This is a genomic window from Ensifer sp. LC163 (genome assembly GCF_001695855.1).
Lineage (GTDB): Bacteria > Pseudomonadota > Alphaproteobacteria > Rhizobiales > Rhizobiaceae > Ensifer.
In genome coordinates this window covers 137,812-157,349 of record NZ_MBSS01000023.1, presented here as the reverse complement: position 1 = coordinate 157,349, position 19,538 = coordinate 137,812, and the positions used below count along the sequence as shown (strand labels likewise).

The following is a 19,538-nucleotide window of genomic DNA, read 5'->3' as shown; positions in this document are numbered from 1 at the left end:
CTGTCCGACAGGCGTGCCGCTGATGCTCACGCGCGGGGCATGCCGGCCGGTTCCAGAGACTTGCGAAGCGCGGCGATCCGGAAGATCGCGTTCGCCGCGCCATAGCCGCGATATCCGCGGCGCTCGACGATCTCGAAAAAGAATCCACCAGAGAAGGTCGGACTGTAGAGCTGAAAATACTCGCCGTGTTCGTCCTTGTCGTAAAGGATGTTGTGCGCCTTCAGCCGTTCGGTGAAATGCGGATCGAGGCCGAAGCGAGCTTCCAGATCGTCGTAATAATTGGGTGAGATCGCCAGCGAGACAAAGCCGCCCGCCGCAAGTGCGTCTGCAGTCCTGAAGATGTCGTCCGTCTTGAAGGCCAGATGCTGGATGCCGGAGCCGAAGGTCTCGGCGATGAAGCGTCCGGCAAGCGTGTTGCGGTTCTCGGCGCCGTTCATCGTGATGCGCAGGGATCCGGCGGTGTTTTCCACCACCTGGCTGCGTACGATGCCGGAGGGGTCGATGATGTCGACCAGCGGGGTCTTATGGGCCTCCAGCAGCGAGGTGTAGAACAGCAGCCAGGTCAGGAGTTCGTCGTATTGCATCGTCTGGGCGATGTGGTCGATCGATGACAGTCCGGCGGACGTCGCCGGGTCGTCCACAGGGTCGAACTCGACATTCCATATGGTCCCGAGGTCGCTGTTGCGATCGAGGAAATAGACGATGCCGCCGCCGACGCCGTGAACGGCCGGCATCTCGATCTCGCCCTCGTCTACTGGCTGGGCGAACGTCTCGGCGCCAAGTGCAAGCGCCCGCCGGTGCGCGGCCCGTGCATCGTCGACCAGAAGGCCCATCGCATAGGCCGAGGTGCCGTGCACGAGGTAGGATGAGTTGGCAAAGCCGCGGTTTTCCGTGTTGATCACCAGCCTGATATCACCCTGTTGGAACACGACGACGCTTTTCGTCTTGTGGCGCGCGGCCCTGCGGAAGCCGAGCGTCTGGATCAGCGCCTCGAGTTGAGGTGCCTCGCTTTCGTCGATGGTGAATTCGATGAAGGCAATGCCTTCGACGCCGGCCCGAGCGGGCATTTCGGGAACGGGCAGGGCAATGTCCGGCTCGGCCCGCCGCACCTGGTCGCCCAGATAGAGCAGCGAGCGCTGGCCGTCGATGGAGATCGCCGTCGCTGAGCCGCCGCGAAACTGGTCGTTGAAGATTTCGAGCGACAGATAGTCGTCATAGCCGGTGGCCGCCACGGCCCGCATGAACTCGAGGACGGGCAGGTCGCCTTCGCCAGGCATGTTGCGGAAATGCCGACTCCAATAGAGCAGATCCATGTCGATCAGCGGCGCGTCCGCCAGTTGGATGATGAAGATCTTCTCCTTCGGTATGGAGCGGATGGAGTTGACGTCGATCTTGCGCGCGAGCGTGTGAAAGCTATCGAGAATGAGGCCGACATTGGGATGGTCGGCCCGGCGCACCACTTCCCAGGCGTCGCGGTGATCGTTGATGTGACGTCCCCAGGCGAGCGCTTCGTATCCGACGCGCAAGGCCCGTCTGGCCGCCCGTTCGCCAAGCTCGCGAAAATCAGCGGCTGCCCGGTCGAGACCGCCGATTGCGGCGGGAGAGACGTTCGAACACACGAGCACCAGGTCGGTTCCCATCTCCTGCATCAGGTCGAACTTACGCTCCGCCCGATCGAAGGTCCGGCTTCTGAGTGGTTCGGGCATGCCCTCGAAATCGCGAAACGGCTGGAAGAGAGAAATCTCCAGACCGTGGTCGCGCACCATCTGCCCGACCTGGCGCGGGCTTTCGTCGAAAACGAGAAAATCGTTCTCAAAGATTTCCACGCCATCAAAACCGGCCTTCGCTATGGCCTCCAGCTTGCTGCGCAGGTCGCCGCTCAAGGAGACGGTCGCGATCGAGGTCTTCATCCGGGTTTCCTCCGTTGTCAGGCGGTCAGGGCCTTGAAGTGGCGGAGCATGCGCGCCGCATCTGGCTCTCGGCCGGTAAACAGGCGAAATGCGCCGACGGCCTGAAACACCGCCATCCCGCCGCCGTCGAGCGTGCTGCAGCCGCGCCGTCTGGCTTCGGCCAGCAGTTCGGTTTCCAGCGGGAAATAGACGACTTCGGCCACCCAGTGGCGTGGTTCGAGCAACGCTGCAGGAAGCGGCATTCCGGGATATTTCGCCATGCCGGTCGGCGTTGCGTGGATGAGGCCGTCCGCTGTTCTCATCGATGATGCAAGGTCGGTGCCGCCAGCAATGTTCGCCTGTGGAAACAGCGCCGACATACTGGACGCCAGTGCCTCAGAGCGCTCCACTTCCCGGTCGAAAACCGTGAGCGATGCCAGTCCTAAGGATAGGGCCGCATAGGCCGTGGCAACGCCGGCGCCGCCGGCGCCGAGCTGCACCGCGTTCGACAGCGCCACATCGGGCAGGCCGCGGCGAAAGCTTTCGGCAAATCCCCACCAGTCGGTGTTGTGGCCGATGCGGCGACCAGCCTTAAGCACCACCGTGTTCACGGCGCCGAGATCTCGGGCTTCGTCCGACAGCTCGTCGAGGAACGGGATGACCAGTTGCTTGCATGGATGCGTGATGTTCAACCCGCAAAGGCCCCGTAATTCGGCCTCCCGCAGCAACCGCGGCAGGTCGTCGGGGCTGGCGCCGCGCTGGCTCAGGTCGATCAACTCGTAGTCATAGGTCAGGCCCTGTGCCGCACCTTCGCGCATGTGCATGGCCGGTGTGAGCGAGGCTTGAATGCCGGCGCCGATCAATCCGGCTTTCAGCGGTTTGAGAAGGGTCTCGGTCATCTCGACGCTTTCATCAGTCGGGTGGTTGCCGACCCGCTTGAGCGCGGGCCGGCGGCAGGCTTACTGGCCACGAAGCATCTGAAGCTCTTTGAACAGCGCTGCGACGGTATCGGCACCAATTTCGGCGCTGAACTTCTCGATCATCGGCTTGACGGCATCGCGCAGCTTCTGGGTTTCCTCCGGCGACAGTTCGTTGACTTCCATGCCGGTTGCCTTGATGTCGGCGATCGCCTTGGCGTCGAACTCGCGCGAGGCCTGGCGCTGATAGTCGCGGGCCTCGGTGGCAGATGCCTGCAGCACCGCCTTCTCTTCGTCGTTGAGGCCGTCCCAGAATTTCTTGCTGATGAGCACGATCTGCGGATTGTACTGGTGACGGGTCACCGTCATGTACTTCTGCACTTCATAGAATTTGGCGTTGAGAATGTTGGCGGCCGGGTTTTCCTGGCCGTCGACCGTGCCGGTTTCAAGCGCGGTATAAAGTTCGGTGTAGGGCAGCGGCACGGCATTGGCGCCGAGATTGTTGAAAAGCTCGATCGGGATCGGCGACTGGATCGTGCGGATCTTCAGGCCCTTGATGTCCTCGAGCTTTGTGACCGGGTGGCGATTGTTGGTGAGATTGCGGAAACCCAGCTCCCAATAGCCGAGCCCAACGAGCCCGGTGTCGGGCAACAGGTTGGCAAGGCTGGTGCCGAACGGGCCGTCCATTACCTTGTCGGCCTCTTCGCCGTTGTTGAAAAGGAAGGGCAGGTCGACGGCGCCGAACTGCTTGACGTTGCTTGCCAGGATTCCGGCGTTCAAGACCGTCATTTCGATCACCCCGCCCTGCAGCGCCGATACGGTCTGCACGTCGCCACCGAGTACGCCGCCCGGAAACAGCTTGACCTCGATCTTCCCGCCGCTCTTTTCCTTCACGAGTTCGGCGAACTTCTCCATGCCCATCACCTGCGGATGGCCCTTGTTGTTGGCGGCGGCGAACTTGAGCTGCTGTTCGCGGATCTCGGCGAGCGCCGGGCTTGCCGCCATCAGCGCCACCGGCACGGCAAGTCCGAGCGCCATTTTCATCAGTTTGTTGAACATATTTCCCTCCCAGGTTTGGCCGGGTTCTCCCTCCGGCCGGTTGAACGTTACAGATGTTGCCGGCGCCTATCGCCCGAACCAGGAGACCGGCACGGTCACCAGCTGCGGGAACAGCACGAGCAGGAACAGGACGATCAGTTCGGCAATCAGGAACGGCATGACGCCCTTCATGAGGTCTTCCATCGTCAGCTTCGAAACGCCGCAGATGACGTTGAGCACCGTGCCGACCGGCGGCGTGATCAGGCCGATCGAGTTGTTGATGATGAACAGAACGCCGAAATAGACCGGGTCGATGCCCGCCTGCTTGATGATCGGCATCAGCACAGGGGTCATGATCAGAATGGTCGGCGTCATATCCATGGCGGTGCCGACGACGACGACGAGGGCCATGATCGCCAGCAGCAACAGCGTCTGGTTGTCCATCAGCGGCTCGACGAGGGCGGCGAGGTCGCCGGGCACATCGGCCACCGTGATCAGCCAGGCCGACACGGCGGCGCAGGCGACAAGGAACATCACGATGGACGTTATCTTCGCCGCGGCCACGAAGACGTGGAACAGCTTGGCCGGCGGCAGCTCGCGATAGATCACCATCGACACGAACAGCGAGTAGACGGCTGCAACGACGCCGGCTTCCGTCGGCGTGAACACGCCGAACTTCAAGCCGACGATGATGATAACAGGCAGGAAGAGCGCCCAAAGGCTGTCGATGAACGTCTTCATCCTGACGGCACCGCTCTGGCGCGGCGGCAGCTGGTGTTGTTCCTTCCGCGACACGATCATCCAGGTCACGCAGAGGGCAGCGGCAATCATCAGGCCGGGGAAAATGCCGGCAAGAAAAAGCTTGGTGATCGAGACGCCACCGACGACACCGTAAAGGATGAAGCCGATCGACGGCGGAATGATCGGACCGATGATCGAGGCGGAGGCGAGCAGCCCGCCTGCGCGGGCCGGGTCGTGGCCGGATTTCAGCATCATCGGCAGCAGAAGGGCACCGAGCGCCGCCGCATCGGCAACGGCCGAGCCGGAAAGGCTCGCCATGATGCAGGCGGCAAAGATGGCCACAAAACCGAGCCCGCCGCGGATATGGCCGACCATCGCCATCGCCAGGTCGACGATGCGCCGCGACAGGCCGCCGGTGTTCATCACTTCGCCGGCGAGCATGAAGAAGGGGACAGCCATCAGCGGGAAGCTGTCGGCGCCGTTCAGCACGTTCTGGGCGACGATCTGGGCGTCGTAGAGGCCGAGATACATCATCAGCGCGACGCCGCTGATGATCAGGGCAAAGGCGATCGGCACGCCAAGGGCCATCGGACCAAGCAGGGCGCCGAGGAAAATCGTAACGGTCATCGTCGTCTCCTCAGGGCTTTGCGATTGGGTGGGCGAGCGAAGGCGCCGGGTGGTCATCAAGGACGGCTTGATCCTCGCTGTCGCGCACGAATTCGGCCGTCGCCACATCGATGCGGCCGGTCAGCACGCAAAACGCGTCCCAGAGGATGATCAGGAAGGCGGGAATGCCGAAGGCGAGGCCGGCGCCGTAGAAGAACCCCATGGAAATGCCGGTCGCCGGCGCTGCCACATGCAAATTGATCAGCGTCTGCGTCCAGCTGCCACTTATCATCAGCCATGTTGCGCCCAGCATCAGCGCCTGTCCGCAGAGAATGGCGACCTTCGCGCCGAGCGGCGGCAAGCGGCGCAGCAGCGAGTCGACGCCGAGATGGGAGTGTTCCCGCATCGCGATGACGGCGCCGAGGAAGGTCAGCCAGATGAAGAAGATGCGCGACAGCTCTTCGGAATAGGTGATGCCGGTATTGAAGGCATAGCGCAGCACGACATTGCCGAAGACGAGCAGGACCATGCCCGCAAGCAGAAGCGCGATGGCAACCTTCAGCATCAGGAAGCAGAATTCGATTATCCGGACCATTTCGCTCCTCCCAGGCGATCAACCGCGTCTTGCGGCCTGTGATGTCCGTCATCGATCAGGACACCCAATTGCGCAAGGCTGGCATGCCGACCTCTCCTCCAAGCGACCGGGATGCCGTTTCAAAATGTACTAACTAGTTCGAATGTCAAGCGGCATCTCTTGAAAGAAGTGGGCAACCTCAATAAGACTTTGGACAGCATGCGGAGTGGAGCCGCGGCCAAAGCGGGACGGTCGCGGCCGTTTCGCTTTGAGAATCAAGGGTGGAGGAAGCGACGGGGCATGGCGGCGCGAGCAGAGAACGGACGCAAGAACGATCCACAGCGCACGAAGGAGGACATCCTCATCGTCGCGACGGACGAGTTCGCGACCCATGGTCTCGCCGGCGCCCGCGTCGACGCGATCGCCGAAAAGACCCGAACCTCCAAGCGGATGATCTACTATTATTTCGAGAGCAAGGAGGGGCTCTATCTCTCGGTGCTCGAACGGTCCTACCGCAAGATCCGCACGCTGGAGGCCGATCTGCAATTGTCGAGCCTTGCGCCCGAGGCTGCGCTGCGCACCCTGATCTCAACCACCTTCGACCACGATCAGGCCAACCCGGAATTCGTGCGCCTGGTCAGCATCGAAAACATCCATCACGCCGCCCACATGATGCGCTCGGAGGCGATCCGCGATCTCAACGTCTCGATCATCGAAACCATCGCCGGCATTCTGGAACGCGGCGTCGCCGAGGGCGTGTTCCACCGCACGGCCGATCCGATCGACGTGCATATGCTGATCAGCGCGTTCTGCTTCTTCCGCGTCTCCAACCGCTACACCTTCGGCACCATCTTCCGTCGCGACCTTTGCGAGCCGGAGACGATGCAGCGGCACAAGGGGCTGATCGCCGATGCCGTGTTGAGCTACCTCAAGAGCTAAGAAGTAGCTCGGCTCATCGCGTTCAGCCGTTGCGCAGATGCTCGGTCGGCAGCGCGGTCGTATATTTGATCTGGCTGAGCGCGAAGCTCGAGCGGATGCTGGAGACGCCGGGGATCGTCGTCAGGAAGTCGACGACGAGCGCCTGGTATTTCATCAGATCCTCGACGACGACGCGCAGCATGTAGTCCGACTCGCCCGTCATCAGGTAACATTCGACGATTTCGGGCTTGGTCTTGATGGCGGCGCTGAAAACATCGAGCGAGGCGCGGTCCTGCTGCTTGAGCGACACGTGCACGAACACGTTGACCGCGAGGCCAAGGGCGAATGCGTCGACGAGTGCGACCGAGCCCTTGATGACGCCGCTCTCCTTGAGTTCGTTGACCCGCCGCCAGCAGGGAGAGGCCGAAAGCCCGGTTGCATCGGCAAGCTCGGCCGTGCTGATCTCGGCGTTCTGCTGCAGAAGATCGAGAATGCGGATGGTCGCGGCGTCAAAGCTCGGCGTTTTCTTCGGCATGAAATTTCCCAAAATGGCGTTTCATCGGTCAGTATTGCCGGTATCGGCAAAATTTCCAACAAAGATAGATCGGATATTTCGCGCGGTCGGGTGTAGCGTTTCCGGGTTCTGGGAGGAGCCGACATGGAAAATCCGATTTTGCCGACCGCCACGCTGAAATGCCTGAAGGATCTGGAGCGGCAGGTTCTCTGGCATGCATGCTGGATGATCCACAACGCCAACCACGTCAGGGAAAAAGGCGAGGTGAAAGTCGGCGGACATCAGGCGTCCTGCGCATCGATCGTTTCGATCATGACGGCGCTGTACTTCCACATCCTTCGGCCGGAGGATCGCGTGGCGGTCAAGCCACATGCGGCACCAGTCTTCCATGCCATCCAGTACCTGATGGGCAACCAGACGCGCGAGAAGCTTGAGAATTTCCGCGGTTTCGGCGGCGCGCAATCCTACCCGAGCCGCACCAAGGATATCGACGACGTGGATTTTTCGACCGGCTCCGTTGGTCTGGGTGTCGGCATCACCGCCTTCGCCTCGATCATTCAGGACTACATCGCGTCGAAGCCTTGGGCACGAAAGCGCAGCGACGGCCGCATGATCGCGCTCGTCGGCGATGCGGAGCTCGACGAGGGCAATATCTATGAGTGCCTGCAGGAGGGTTGGAAGCATGACCTGCGCAATACCTGGTGGGTGATCGACTACAACCGCCAGAGCCTCGACGGTGTCGTTCGCGAAGGCCTGTGGCAACGGATCGAAGCGATCTTCACGGCTTTCGGCTGGGACGTGAAGGTCGTCAAATATGGCGCCTTGCAGGAAGCTGCATTCAAGGAACCCGGCGGCGAAACCCTGCGGGCCTGGATCGATCGCTGCCCCAACCAGCTCTATTCGGCCTTGACCTTCCAGGGCGGCAGTGCCTGGCGCAAGCGGCTGCAGGACGAGATCGGCGACCAGGGCAATGTCAGCAAGCTGCTCGCTTCGCGCAGCGACGACGAGCTGTCCGAGCTGATGAGCAATCTCGGCGGCCATTGCATCCAGACGCTTGCCGAGACCTTTGCAAGCATCGACCATGACCGCCCGACGGTCTTTCTCGCCTATACGATCAAGGGCTGGGGAACGCCGCTGGCCGGCCACAAGGATAACCATGCCGGCCTGATGACGAAGGCACAGATGCAGGATTTCCAGCAGAAGATTGGGGTCAGCGCCGGCGAGGAATGGGAGGAGTTTGCGGCGGTTGCCGACGCCGAGGCAGCGAAGACCTTTCTGAAAAGCGTGCCGTTCTTTGCCAAGGGCACCCGGCGGTTCAAGTCGGAACCGGTAGCATCTGCCGGGCCGGTTCTCCTTGATGATCGCGAGCTTTCCACCCAGGCGGGTTTCGGCAAGATCCTTGATGCCCTGGCACAGCGCGACGACGCGCTTGCCGCGCGCATCGTGACGATGGCGCCAGACGTGACCGTCTCAACGAATCTCGGGCCCTGGGTCAACAGGCGCGGCCTTTTCGCCCGAGAAATGCAGGCCGACACGTTCCGCGACGAGAAGGTTCCCTCGGCGCAGAAATGGGCCTTCGGTCCCGGTGGACAGCATATCGAGCTCGGCATTGCCGAGATGAACCTCTTCCTGCTCTTAGGTGCGGCCGGTCTTTCCCATTCGGTGTTCGGCGAGCGCCTGCTACCGATCGGCACGGTCTACGATCCGTTCGTGGCGCGCGGACTCGATGCCCTGAATTATGCCTGCTACCAGGATGCGCGGTTCATGATTGTCGGCACCCCGTCGGGCGTCACGTTGGCGCCTGAGGGCGGCGCCCACCAGTCGATCGGATCGCAACTGATCGGCATGAGCCAGGACGGGCTTGCCAGCTTCGAGCCCGCCTATCTCGACGAGCTCTCGGTGATCATGGACTGGTCCTTCGACTATATGCAGCGTAACGGCGACGCCGTGCATGACGAACGGACATGGCTGCGCGATACGACGGGCGGTTCCGTCTATCTCCGGTTGACGACCCGTCCGCTGGAACAGATGCAGCGCCGCGAGGATGCGGCCTTCCGCCAGGGGGTGATCGACGGCGCCTATTGGCTGCGCGAGCCGCGACCGAACACTCAGCTGGTGCTGGCCTATCAAGGTTGCGTCGCCCCCGAAGTGCTGATGGCGGCCGGGCGGCTTGCGGAACGTCATCGCGATGTCGCGGTGCTGGCGGTGACGTCGGCCGACCGGCTCAACGCCGGCTGGACCGCGGCCCAGCGTGCCCGCCGTAACGGCCATCACGGTGCGGAAAGCCACATCGAGGCGCTGCTGGCGCCGCTGTCCGATACGTGCGAGATCATTACGGTGACGGATGGTCATCCCGCCGCGCTCGGCTGGTTCGGATCGGTGCATGGCCACCGGACCGTATCGCTCGGCGTCGAGCATTTCGGGCAGACGGGTACGATCGCCGACCTCTACGCGCATTTCGGTATCGATACCGACTCCATCCTCGATGCGGCCGAGTCGATCGCGTTGAGCCGCAGCCGCCGGACGTTCAGGCAGGTGGGATAGGACGCCCAATCTGCCCTTGCGTTGCTCAGCTGCCCAGGAAGACAAGCCACGTTCCAAATCGGCAGATCACATCGCTACGGACCGCAAGGACGCTGTAACGCTTTAAACTTGCTACATAATTCCTTAAATCGGATCCGATTTAAGGAATTATGCGGTAGCGAGTGGGAAAAGCCGGAATAGCGTCAACGCCCGTACTTCCGCATGACCTCGAGAAGCGGCCCGTGCTTGATGGCGTCGATCCTGAACCGGTCATGGGCGGTGCCGCCGGAATCTTCGGCCGCAAGCATGGCATTGACCACCGCCTCTTCGACGCTGTCGACCGCTGCCAGATAGACCGGGTCGAGCATTTCGTCATTGACGACCTCAAGCGCGAGGCGAGGCGGGGCGCGATGTGCCATCGGCTGCGGGTTGGCAGTCGAAAACGCCAGGAAGATGTCGCCGGAATTGTTGCCGCCGGGCGTGCCGTTGCGGCCGATGCCGATCGCCGCCCGGCGGGCGAGGCGCTTGAGTTGATGCGGGGCCATCGGCAGATCGGTGGCGATCACGACGATGATCGAGCCACGCTCCTGCATCTGGCTCTGCGGCGTGCCATCGCGCATGTGTTCGCCGACCGGCACACCGCAAATCGTCAGCCAGTCGCGCTGGCCGTGGTTTGCCTGAACGAGCGTGCCGATCGTATAGTCCCTCCCGCCGAACGCGACGACCCGCGAGGCGGTGCCCGTGCCGCCCTTGAAGCCATAGGCGATCATGCCGGTGCCGCCGCCGCAATTGCCCTCCTGGACAGGCCCGCCGACAGCGGTGTCGAGCGCTGCCCGGACCTCCGCCTCGCCGATCGGCTGGCCGTTGATGTCGTTCAACACACCATCATAGGTTTCGGCGACCACCGGCATGATCCAGAGAAAATCGTCGCTGTCATAGGTGGAGGCGTAGCGCTCCAGCATCCACTTGATCGTGGCGTGGTGGGTCATCCCGACCGCATGGGTATTGGTGATCATCACCGGCCCGAGGAAGGAACCGCCATCCTCGATCCAGTGGGTGCCGGTCATCTCGCCGTTGCCGTTGAAACGGTGCACGCCCGCATAGACCGGAACGGGCACGGGCGAGCCCGCATGCGGCAGGATGGCCGTGACCCCCGTTCTGACCGGGCGTTTGCGGCCCGGGCGCGGCGTGTCCTCCGAGACCGTATGGAAGCCAACGGCTATCCCCGCGACGTCGGTGATGGCGTTGAAGGGGCCGGTGCGGCCCGTAAATGGCAGGCCGAGGTCTCGGGCGCGGGTTTGAGGGGCGGGTATGCGTTTGTTGTCCATGATCATTTCTGCCGGGAGCGGAGGTAGAGGCCAAGGGAGGCGACGACGAAGGAGAAGGTCAGCATCATCACGGCGATCGCATTGATCTCCGGTTTGATGCCGCGCCGAAGCATGGCGAAGATGAACATCGGCAGCGTCGTCACGTCGACGCCGGCGATGAAGTAGGTGATCACCAGATCATCCATCGAGATGATGAAGGCGAGCAGGGCGCCGCCGACGATGCCGGGCAGAAGCTGCGGCAGCACCACGCGCCGAAACGTCGTCCATTCGTCGGCGCCAAGGTCGGCCGAGGCGTTCTCGAGTGTCCTGTCCATGCCGGCCAGCCGCGCCGAGACGACGATGAAGACGTAGGAAATCAGGAAGGTGCATTGCCCGATGACGATCGTCGTCAGGCCGAGGTTGATCCCCGAATTGACGAAGAAGATCAGCAGCGCGATGCCGAGCACGATGTCAGGCATCAGCATCGGCATGAACATGATCACCCGGTAGAAGCGCTGGCCGAGAAAATTGAAGCGATGGAGGCCGATCGCGATCGCCGTGCCGAAGAGTGTGGCGATCAGTGTCGTGGAGGTGGCGATGACGAGGCTGTTCCACACCGCCTGAATAAGTTGGCCGGTCGATTCGATGTAGAGCGCGTTTTCGGAAATCGTCGTCTTGAAGCCGAGGACCTGAGCGTACCATTCGGTGGTGAAGCCGGTCCAGGTCATCATGTTGACCGGGTTGGCGTTGAACGAATAGACGGCGATCAGCACCAGCGGAATGTAGATGAAGGCGAAGAAGATGGCGGTGTAGGCCAGGAGGCTGCCGCGGAAGAGGGATTGAGCGATCTTCATGGGTAGCCTCAGCGATTGAGCGCAGCGTCGGTGCCGCGGCGGCCCGATGCAAGCACATGGACGAGCAACAGCACCAGCATCACGCTCATGACCATCATCGCCAGCGCCGAGCCGAACGGCCAGTTGCGGGCAGCCAGGAACTGCTGCTCGATGAGATTGCCGAGCATCATCACCTTGGCGCCGCCGAGAATGGCAGGAACGACGAAGTTGCCGAGCGCCGGGATGAAGACGATGATCGCGCCTCCGACGATGCCGGGCGCCGTTAGTGGCAGGATGACGCGCCAGAATGTGCGGATCGGTCCGGCGCCCAGATCAAGCGAGGCGCGCACCAGAGTCCAGTCCAGCTTCTCGACGCTGGCATAGACCGGCATGAACATGAACGGAATGAAAACATAGACCATGCCGAGAATGATGGCGCCATCCGTATAGATCAGGTCGAGCGGTCGGGCGATCAGTCCGCTCGACAGCAGCATCTCGTTGACGAGCCCGGTCTGGCGCAGGATCAGCACCCAGACGAAGAGGCGAACGATCAGGCTGGTGAAGAAGGGAAGGGTGATGAGGAACAGGCAGAAGTTTTTCCACCGCTCCGACAGGCGGGCGATGCAGAAGGCTGCGGGATAGCAAACCAGCAGCGCGGCAATGACGGTCAGTGCGGCGATTTTTACCGAGCGGATGAAGATGGCGATATAGACGGGATCGAAATCCTCGAACATCGGATCGGCAAAGCCGAGGATGCGGCCGAAGTTGTGGGGGTAGAAGGTCCACTCGACGCCGCCGTAAAGACCCGGCGCCAGAAAGCTCGTGACCATCATGATGGCGAGCGGACCGAGGAAGAAGACGGCAAGGAACAGGGAAACTGGGCCGAGCAGGACGGTGAGCTGGGCACGACGGCGACTGGCGATCGACATGTCACGCCTCCGCGCAGGGCTGGATCAGGTGAACGGCCGCCGGATCGTAGGCGAGCCTGGCGCGGCGCGTCCGCTCGATGTCGCCGATCAGGCTGCGCCGGCCGGCCGGGATCTCGGCGACGATCTTTCTGCCTGCCTGTGTGCGGCCGAACAATTCGAAGGTCGAGCCGACGAAGACGATCGCCTCGAGGTCGACGTCGAGGGTGGGAAACCGTTCATCTCCATCCGCGAGAAAGAATTGCTCGGGCCGGATCAGTGCTGTCGCTGCACCCGATGCCGCTGATGGGGATCGACGATGGCGGATCTGCGTGCCGTCGCTGGTCATCAACCGCTCGCCATCGATCCGGCCGTCGAAGAGATTGCTCGCACCGATGAAGGTTGCGACGAAGCTGTTGACCGGGCGGTCGTAGATCGCCCGTGGCGTGTCGAGCTGCTGGATGCGCCCGCCGGAGAGAACGGCCACACGGTCCGACATGGTCAGCGCCTCCTGCTGGTCGTGCGTCACGAAGATGAAGGAGATGCCGAGTTCGTGCTGCAGCGTCTTCAGCTCGATCTGCATGGCCTGGCGCAGGTTCTTGTCGAGGGCCGAAAGCGGCTCGTCGAGCAAAAGCAGTTTCGGGCGCGCGATGATGGCACGGGCAAGCGCGACGCGTTGCTGCTGGCCGCCGGAGAGCTGGCGTGGACGCCGACCCTCCATGTCCGCAAGGCCGACCATCTTCAGTGCCGCTGCCACCTGTTCGCGCCGTTTTGCCTTGGCGACGCCGGCGACCTCCAGCGCGTAGGCGGTGTTTTCGCCGACGGTCATGTGCGGAAAGAGCGCGTAGTTCTGGAACACGGTGTTGACGGGTCGGCGGTAGGGTGGCCTGTCGGTCATGTCCTCCCCGTCGATCAGGATGCGGCCGCCGTCGAGCTCGACGAAGCCGCTGATCGCCTGCAACAGCGTGGTCTTGCCGCAACCGGATGGCCCGAGAAGCGTCAGGAACTCGTTGCGCCGCACCTGAAGATCGATGGCATCGAGCGCGGTCACGTTCCCGCCCTCCGGAGTGGCGAAGGCCTTGCTCGCCCCCTCCAGCCGGACAATGGAATCCTGCATCTGTCATTCCCCAAAATGTTATTTAAATAACGCTTGTGCGTTTTGGATATATGGATACCATTTGCTCATCGGTGTCAACGGCCGCAGAAGCCGGAGCCGGGCAAGGACCAGGGAACGGTCCGACCCTGGGGTCGCAAGCCCCATGAACCACTAGAGGAGACTATCTATGACAAAAGCAAGCCGCGTCATCCGGGCGACCAGGGCCAAACTCTTCGGCTCCGCACGGGCCGCTGCATTCTCGCTGTCCGCCTTGATCGCCACGACGGGTCTCGGCCATGCGGCCGAGCTCAACATCTACAACTGGGGCGAATACATCAATCCGGCGGTCCTGAAGAAATTCGAGGAAGAGACCCAGATCAAGGTCAATCTTTCAACCTACTCTTCCAACGAGGAGATGCTGGCGAAGATCCAGGGCGGTGCGACCGGCTACGATGTCGTCTTCCCGTCGGTGCACATGCAGGACATCATGTCCAAGCTCGACTTGCTGGAGAAGACCGATATCAATGCCTATGAGGGCTTCAAGAACATCGACCCGGCGTTCCTGCGGGCAAAGAGCGATCCCAAGGGCGAATATTGCCTGCCCTACGCCTTCGGAACCGTTGGCATCGTCTACAACCGCAGGGTCCTGGGCAAGGACGTCGTCGGCTGGAAGGACCTGATCGCGACCGTCAAGGAAAAGGGCCTGAAGTTCACCCTCCTCGACGACATGCGCGAGGTTCTGGCAGTCGGGCTAATCCTCAACGGACACAAGGTCAACTCCACAGACCCGGCAGAGCTGCAGCAGGCGGCCGATACGATCATCGCGATGAAACCTGACGTCGCGGCCTTCACCTACGATACCCGGCCCATGGTGCAGTCCGGCGACGTGGCCGCCGGGCATTTCTTCGTCGGCGCGATGGTCGACGTCTTCGCCAACCAGAAGGACCTCGGCTACGTGATCCCCGAGGAGGGGGCGACCATGTATCAGGAGGATATCTGCGTCTTGAAGACGGCGCCGAACAAGGACAACGCCATCAAGTTTCTGCAGTTTTACACCCGCCCCGAAGTGGCGGCGCTCAACGTCTCCCAGCAGACCAACGGCACCGCCAACGTGCCGGCGCGGCAATTGACCCCCGACCAGATCAAGAATAGCAAGGAGATCAACCCGACGCCCGAAACGATGCAACGGCTCCAGATCTTCGAGGACCTGGGCTCCGGCGTGCGCCAGCTCGATCGCGTCTGGACCAAGGTGAAGACGGCGCAGTAAAGGCGGCAAAGATCGGCAATTCCGCCCGCCCACTGCATAATTCCGGAAATCGGATCCGATTAACGGATAAAATTATGCAGCAAGTTAGAAGCATTACAGCGTCCTTTGCGCGTCATGTTTGACGCGCGGCGCTGTAAGCGGGCGGGAGTACCTCCGGGGAGGGGACGTGGCACAACGAATCCTGAAGCTCGTGCAGAGCGAGGAACTCAGGCGGTCGAAATCCGACAGGCTGATTGCCCATTACATCGAGCGCAATCTGGCCGAGATCCCGTTCGAAACGGCGAAGTCGATCGCGAGCCGTCTCGAGCTGTCGCCGATGACCATCGGGCGTTACCTCAGGCGCATGGGCTTCGATGGGCTCGACCAGCTGAAGCACGAGCTGCGACGCGGCAATTCCAACCCGGCCTGGCAGGTGAAGGGACCCGTCGATAGGCTGCGCGAGGATATTCGCGAGGGCAAGCTGCTCGCCGGGCTGATCCAGGAACAGATCAACAATCTCGGCATGGTCTACGAGCTGACCACCTCGCCGGAATGGCAGCAGGCGATCGATGCGCTGATCGGCGCCAGCGAGGTCTATGTCGCCGCCTATCAGAACGTGCGCGGCATCGCCCAGTATTTTGCCAGCCAGCTGTCCTACACCCGGCCGCGGGTCCAGTTCGTCGACGGCGTGAACGGCACCTATTCGGAGCTGCTCGATGGTTCGGTAGAGGGCCGCGTGCTCTTCCTGCACGACGTGCGGCGCTTCGCGGCCAAGGCGAAGCCGCTCGCGATGGAGGCACGCCGGGCCGGCGTCAAGGTCATCCTCTACACCGACGAATATTGCCCCTGGGCAGCGGAAGTGTCCGATATCTGCCTTGTCGTCCCGGGTTCACATGGGCCCTTGTGGGACGGCGCGGCCACGACGATTGCCGTCATGGACCTGATGCTCAGCAACGTCATCGTCGTTCTCGGCGACGAGGTCAGCGAACGTGTCGGCATGCTGACGCGGCTGCAGGACGTGTTCGGCGATTTCGAGGCTTGAGCGGTGCGAGGGGCGTCGGCGTTGCTCTCGCCCGGCGCCGGCAACGGAACATCCGGGGTCTCGTTTCCAAAAGCCCATTCCTGCTGGCCGCCGTCGCATGTAGAGACGGCCAGCAGGTGACACGCAGTCTAGGCTGATGTTTCTGGGCTAACAGCCTTTGCAAGCGCTCTGGATTTCGAGCGCCGTCCCGCGACAAGCGGCAGCACGGCCATCGCGATCGCGAGAATCCAGAGAATGATCGAGATCTTGCTCTGGAACAGGATGGAAATATCGCCGCCGCTGATGGCGAGCGCGTTGCGCAGGTTTACTTCCATGACATGGCCCAGCACGAAGCCGAGGATGATCGGCGCCATGTCGAAGCCGGCTTTCCGCAACAGCCACCCGGCCATGCCGATCGCCAGCATCAAGAGGATCGAGAAGACCGAGGCGTGGGTGGAATAGACGCCGACGATCGACAGCACCAGAATGCCGGGAACGAGCAGCCAGTTCGGCACCGTCAGCACCCGGGCGAAGATGTTGACGAGCGGCAGGTTCAGGAGCAGCAGCAGGATGTTGCCGATGAACAGCGAGGCGACGAGGCCGCCGACGACCTCCGGTCGCTCGGTGATCAGCATCGGGCCGGGCTGAATGTTGTAGAGCATCAGGGCGCCGAGCATGACAGCGGTGGTGCCCGAGCCCGGCACGCCAAGCGTCAGCATCGGCACGAAGGCGCCGCAAGCGGTTGCGTTGTTGGCCGCTTCCGGCGCTGCAAGGCCGCGCACATCGCCCTTGCCGAAGGTGCCTTCTGTGTCGGAGATGCGCTTTTCCGTGGTGTAGGATACGGCGCTCGATACCGAAGCGCCGGTGCCCGGCAGAACGCCGACGACGAAGCCGATCGCCGAGCCGCGCAGGGTCGCGCCGACGGATTTTCGGATGTCGTCGAGCCGGGCGGTCATGCGGCCAAGCTTGCGTATGACGGTGACGCCGCCTGCCTGGTGCTCCAGCATCAGCAGCGCCTCGGACACCGAGAACAAGCCGATGACCAGCACCACGAAGTCGATGCCGTCTCCAAGCTCGGGCTCGTTGAAGGTAAAGCGGTAGGCGCCGGAGGTGGCGTCGAGGCCGACGGTCGCCAGCATCAGACCGAGCGCGCAGCCGATCAACGTCTTCACCGGCTGGCTGCCGACCATCGAGCCGAGCGTCGCGAAGGCAAACACCATCAGCACGAAGTATTCCGCCGGGCCGAAGCCGATCGCAAGCCCGGCCAGCAACGGTGCGAACAGCGCCAGGCCGAGTGCGCCCAGCATGCCGCCGACGAAGGACGAAAGCCCGGACAGCATCAGCGCTTCGCCGGCGCGGCCCTGTTTTGCCATGGGATAGCCGTCGAGCGCCGTCATGACGGCGCCGGCATCACCGGGCACGTTGAGAAGAATGGATGAAATGCGCCCGCCATACTCGGCGCCGCAATAGACGGCGGCGAGCAGGATCATCGTGCTTTCCGCCGGCAGGCCCATCGTATAGGCGATCGGCATCAAAAGCGCGATGCCGTTGATCGGGCCGATGGCTGGCAGGGCACCGACGAGGGTGCCGATGAAGCAACCGGCGAGACCGATCAGCAGGTTCTGCATGGTGAGGGCGACGGAAAAGCCCTGCCAGAGATAATCGAAATTCATGGGAATGTCTCCTTCGCCGGGGGCTCAGCCGAACAGATGACCGACGGGCAGATAGACGTCGAGAAGATAGGAAAAGACGAACCACCACAGCAGGGCCTGGCCGAAAGCGCCCGCAATCGCCAGGCGGAAAGGCGCGCCGAAGATCCAACCGACGCCCGCTGCCAGAACGAAGATAGAGATGGCAAAACCGGCGGGCTCGAGCAGCAGGACCGATCCGACCAGCAGGGTCGGCACCGCCAGGACACGGGCAAGAAGCCGGCCTCGCGGGAACCGTTCGGAAACGCCGGGGCGGATGAGGTAGACGAGGCACAACACCGCCAGAAGGACCGCCAGCAGTACCGGCATGACCCGCGGACCGAGCGGGTCGGAGGCGAAGGCGTACTCGATCTGGCTGCCGCCGATACCATAGGCAAGGGCGAGCAACAGCAGGCAGACGCCGCCGATTCGGCCCGCCCATGCGGATGAAGACATGCCGTCAGACATGGTGACACTCCAATATTTCTCTGTGGCTTGGATAGGCGCGTGTTCTCGTCGTGCGATCGCAACGCGACCGAACCTGTTGTGCCGATACCGCGCGGGAATATGGGGCGGCGAAGGCACCGCCCCAGGTCCTTCGGTTACATACCGGCTTCCTTCGCGAGGATCTTGAAGCGGGCGACATCGGCCTTGACCTGACCGTCGAAGGCATCGCCGATCAGCGTGTACTCATAGAGCCCGCGCGCGTCGCGCTCTTTGGTGAACTCCGGCGTGGCGGCGAGCTTGGTGAAGGCATCGACCCACCACTTGTAGTCCTCGTCGGAGACATCCTTGCCGACATAGTAGCCGCGCCAGACGGGCCACTCGATGTCGATGCCCTGCTCTTTGGCGGTCGGCACCTCGGCGAGATCGCCGGGGAGCCGCGATGGCGACATGACCGCGAGGACGCGGACCTTGCCGGCAACGTGGTGCTTCGCCATTTCCGCAGCATCGCCAGCGCCGACCTTGACGTGGCCGCCTTCGAGCGCGGTCAGCACCGCGCCGCCGCCTTCCAGCGCGACGTAACGCATCTGCTTCGGCTCCTGGCTGGCGGCCTTGGCGAGCAGAGAACCCTTCATCCAGTCCTGCGAGCCGACGGCACCACCGCCGGCGACTGCGAAGTCGGCGGGATTTGCCTTGTAGGCCGCGATCAGCTCGCCAAGGTTCTTGTAGGGCGAGTCGGCCGCGACGACGAGGACGCCGTAGTCGGCGCCGAGCGCGCCGAGCCAGCGCACGGCGCTTTCATCGTACTGTCCGAATTTGCCTTGCGCGAGCAGCAGCGCCGAGCCCGACGATGCCGCGGTGATCAGGTTACCGTCCTTGCCGCGCTTGCCGATGACATGGTTGTAGGCAACCGCACCGACGCCGCCCTCCATATAGGTAACAGTCATCGGCTTGCCGATGACCTTGGCTTCCAGCAGGGCATTCGCGGCCAGCCGGCAGGTGAGGTCGAAGCCGCCACCCGGCTTGGCGCCGGCAAGGCATTCCGGCTTTGCCGGCTCGGCCCCCACCGGAAACGCGATCGCGGCGAAGCAGCCGGCCGCGGCAATTGTCTTCAACATGCTTTTGGTCATGGTCTCTCTCCCATCCTCCATGAAATCCGCCTGCCTCCCGCAGAAGGGACCGGAAGCGCACCACACGGCGTTGGCGGACAGCACTGCGCGCCCACCGTCACAACCCTCGAAAATGGCAATCCTCCAGGCCCGTTCCGCTCCTCAGTCC

General features: G+C 62.7%; 17 protein-coding genes. 4 read left to right on the top strand and 13 right to left on the bottom strand.

Annotated elements, in window-relative coordinates; genetic code table 11:
* Window positions 1-26: 26 nt before the first annotated feature.
* The 5 genes from BC360_RS18920 to BC360_RS18900 form a co-directional block, all read right to left on the bottom strand.
* Window positions 27-1,910: a bifunctional sugar phosphate isomerase/epimerase/4-hydroxyphenylpyruvate dioxygenase family protein gene (locus BC360_RS18920; RefSeq protein ID WP_065796492.1), complete on the bottom strand. Its 1,884-nt coding sequence runs from the start codon at window positions 1,908-1,910 to the stop codon at window positions 27-29.
* Between the two features lie 17 nt (window positions 1,911-1,927).
* Window positions 1,928-2,788, bottom strand: coding sequence for a shikimate dehydrogenase (locus tag BC360_RS18915; RefSeq protein ID WP_065796491.1), 861 nt, complete (start codon window positions 2,786-2,788; stop codon window positions 1,928-1,930).
* 60 nt (window positions 2,789-2,848) lie between these two features.
* On the bottom strand, window positions 2,849-3,865 hold the full coding sequence (locus BC360_RS18910; RefSeq protein WP_065796490.1) for a TRAP transporter substrate-binding protein: 1,017 nt from the start codon (window positions 3,863-3,865) through the stop codon (window positions 2,849-2,851).
* 66 nt (window positions 3,866-3,931) lie between these two features.
* Window positions 3,932-5,212: a TRAP transporter large permease subunit gene (locus tag BC360_RS18905; RefSeq protein ID WP_065786127.1), complete on the bottom strand. Its 1,281-nt coding sequence runs from the start codon at window positions 5,210-5,212 to the stop codon at window positions 3,932-3,934.
* Window positions 5,213-5,222: 10 nt separating this feature from the next.
* Window positions 5,223-5,786, bottom strand: coding sequence for a TRAP transporter small permease (locus BC360_RS18900; protein ID WP_065796489.1), 564 nt, complete (start codon window positions 5,784-5,786; stop codon window positions 5,223-5,225).
* A 279-nt stretch (window positions 5,787-6,065) separates the two neighbouring features.
* On the opposite strand from BC360_RS18900, the gene BC360_RS18895 reads away from it, so the two are divergent.
* Window positions 6,066-6,704, top strand: coding sequence for a TetR/AcrR family transcriptional regulator (locus BC360_RS18895; protein ID WP_065796488.1), 639 nt, complete (start codon window positions 6,066-6,068; stop codon window positions 6,702-6,704).
* Window positions 6,705-6,726: 22 nt separating this feature from the next.
* Here the strand turns inward: BC360_RS18895 and BC360_RS18890 are convergent, their stop codons facing one another.
* Window positions 6,727-7,218 carry an Lrp/AsnC family transcriptional regulator gene (locus tag BC360_RS18890; protein ID WP_065786124.1) on the bottom strand — a complete coding sequence of 164 codons (492 nt, stop codon included), beginning with the start codon at window positions 7,216-7,218 and terminating at the stop codon, window positions 6,727-6,729.
* Between the two features lie 123 nt (window positions 7,219-7,341).
* Here BC360_RS18890 and BC360_RS18885 point away from each other — a divergent pair, with 123 nt between their 5' ends.
* Window positions 7,342-9,741 carry a transketolase-like TK C-terminal-containing protein gene (locus tag BC360_RS18885; RefSeq protein ID WP_065786123.1) on the top strand — a complete coding sequence of 800 codons (2,400 nt, stop codon included), beginning with the start codon at window positions 7,342-7,344 and terminating at the stop codon, window positions 9,739-9,741.
* Between the two features lie 182 nt (window positions 9,742-9,923).
* On the opposite strand, the gene BC360_RS18880 is transcribed toward BC360_RS18885, so the two are convergent.
* The 4 genes from BC360_RS18880 to BC360_RS18865 are packed head-to-tail and all read right to left on the bottom strand — an operon-like array spanning window position 9,924 to window position 13,882.
* A complete protein-coding gene (locus tag BC360_RS18880) occupies window positions 9,924-11,048 on the bottom strand; it encodes a P1 family peptidase (protein WP_065786122.1) in 1,125 nt (374 codons plus the stop codon).
* A 2-nt stretch (window positions 11,049-11,050) separates the two neighbouring features.
* On the bottom strand, window positions 11,051-11,881 hold the full coding sequence (locus BC360_RS18875) for an ABC transporter permease (protein ID WP_065796487.1): 831 nt from the start codon (window positions 11,879-11,881) through the stop codon (window positions 11,051-11,053).
* An 8-nt stretch (window positions 11,882-11,889) separates the two neighbouring features.
* Window positions 11,890-12,789, bottom strand: coding sequence for an ABC transporter permease (locus tag BC360_RS18870; RefSeq protein ID WP_065796486.1), 900 nt, complete (start codon window positions 12,787-12,789; stop codon window positions 11,890-11,892).
* A 1-nt stretch (window position 12,790) separates the two neighbouring features.
* Window positions 12,791-13,882 (bottom strand): ABC transporter ATP-binding protein, encoded by a 1,092-nt coding sequence (locus BC360_RS18865; protein ID WP_065796485.1) that lies wholly within the window; start codon window positions 13,880-13,882, stop codon window positions 12,791-12,793.
* 166 nt (window positions 13,883-14,048) lie between these two features.
* On the opposite strand from BC360_RS18865, the gene BC360_RS18860 reads away from it, so the two are divergent.
* A complete protein-coding gene (locus BC360_RS18860; RefSeq protein ID WP_083222629.1) occupies window positions 14,049-15,128 on the top strand; it encodes a spermidine/putrescine ABC transporter substrate-binding protein in 1,080 nt (359 codons plus the stop codon).
* Between the two features lie 166 nt (window positions 15,129-15,294).
* Window positions 15,295-16,149, top strand: a complete 855-nt coding sequence (locus tag BC360_RS18855) for a MurR/RpiR family transcriptional regulator (RefSeq protein WP_065796484.1) — start codon at window positions 15,295-15,297, stop codon at window positions 16,147-16,149.
* Window positions 16,150-16,277: 128 nt separating this feature from the next.
* Here the strand turns inward: BC360_RS18855 and BC360_RS18850 are convergent, their stop codons facing one another.
* From BC360_RS18850 to BC360_RS18840, 3 genes are all read right to left on the bottom strand, one after another.
* Entirely contained in the window at window positions 16,278-17,801 is a 1,524-nt protein-coding gene (locus BC360_RS18850) for a tripartite tricarboxylate transporter permease (RefSeq protein ID WP_065796483.1), read from the bottom strand.
* A gap of 24 nt (window positions 17,802-17,825) precedes the next feature.
* Entirely contained in the window at window positions 17,826-18,284 is a 459-nt protein-coding gene (locus BC360_RS18845; RefSeq protein ID WP_065796482.1) for a tripartite tricarboxylate transporter TctB family protein, read from the bottom strand.
* A gap of 134 nt (window positions 18,285-18,418) precedes the next feature.
* Window positions 18,419-19,390 carry a Bug family tripartite tricarboxylate transporter substrate binding protein gene (locus BC360_RS18840; RefSeq protein WP_065796481.1) on the bottom strand — a complete coding sequence of 324 codons (972 nt, stop codon included), beginning with the start codon at window positions 19,388-19,390 and terminating at the stop codon, window positions 18,419-18,421.
* Window positions 19,391-19,538 lie beyond the last annotated feature (148 nt).

Bases quoted from the DNA above. Each gene is read 5' to 3' on its own strand.
- BC360_RS18920 (WP_065796492.1), bottom strand. From the start codon at position 1,910: ATGAAGACCTCGATCGCGACCGTCTCCTTGAGCGGCGACCTGCGCAGC.
- BC360_RS18915 (WP_065796491.1), bottom strand. From the start codon at position 2,788: ATGACCGAGACCCTTCTCAAACCGCTGAAAGCCGGATTGATCGGCGCC.
- BC360_RS18910 (WP_065796490.1), bottom strand. From the start codon at position 3,865: ATGTTCAACAAACTGATGAAAATGGCGCTCGGACTTGCCGTGCCGGTG.
- BC360_RS18905 (WP_065786127.1), bottom strand. From the start codon at position 5,212: ATGACCGTTACGATTTTCCTCGGCGCCCTGCTTGGTCCGATGGCCCTT.
- BC360_RS18900 (WP_065796489.1), bottom strand. From the start codon at position 5,786: ATGGTCCGGATAATCGAATTCTGCTTCCTGATGCTGAAGGTTGCCATC.
- BC360_RS18895 (WP_065796488.1), top strand. From the start codon at position 6,066: ATGGCGGCGCGAGCAGAGAACGGACGCAAGAACGATCCACAGCGCACG.
- BC360_RS18890 (WP_065786124.1), bottom strand. From the start codon at position 7,218: ATGCCGAAGAAAACGCCGAGCTTTGACGCCGCGACCATCCGCATTCTC.
- BC360_RS18885 (WP_065786123.1), top strand. From the start codon at position 7,342: ATGGAAAATCCGATTTTGCCGACCGCCACGCTGAAATGCCTGAAGGAT.
- BC360_RS18880 (WP_065786122.1), bottom strand. From the start codon at position 11,048: ATGGACAACAAACGCATACCCGCCCCTCAAACCCGCGCCCGAGACCTC.
- BC360_RS18875 (WP_065796487.1), bottom strand. From the start codon at position 11,881: ATGAAGATCGCTCAATCCCTCTTCCGCGGCAGCCTCCTGGCCTACACC.
- BC360_RS18870 (WP_065796486.1), bottom strand. From the start codon at position 12,789: ATGTCGATCGCCAGTCGCCGTCGTGCCCAGCTCACCGTCCTGCTCGGC.
- BC360_RS18865 (WP_065796485.1), bottom strand. From the start codon at position 13,882: ATGCAGGATTCCATTGTCCGGCTGGAGGGGGCGAGCAAGGCCTTCGCC.
- BC360_RS18860 (WP_083222629.1), top strand. From the start codon at position 14,049: ATGACAAAAGCAAGCCGCGTCATCCGGGCGACCAGGGCCAAACTCTTC.
- BC360_RS18850 (WP_065796483.1), bottom strand. From the start codon at position 17,801: ATGAATTTCGATTATCTCTGGCAGGGCTTTTCCGTCGCCCTCACCATG.
- BC360_RS18845 (WP_065796482.1), bottom strand. From the start codon at position 18,284: ATGTCTGACGGCATGTCTTCATCCGCATGGGCGGGCCGAATCGGCGGC.
- BC360_RS18840 (WP_065796481.1), bottom strand. From the start codon at position 19,390: ATGACCAAAAGCATGTTGAAGACAATTGCCGCGGCCGGCTGCTTCGCC.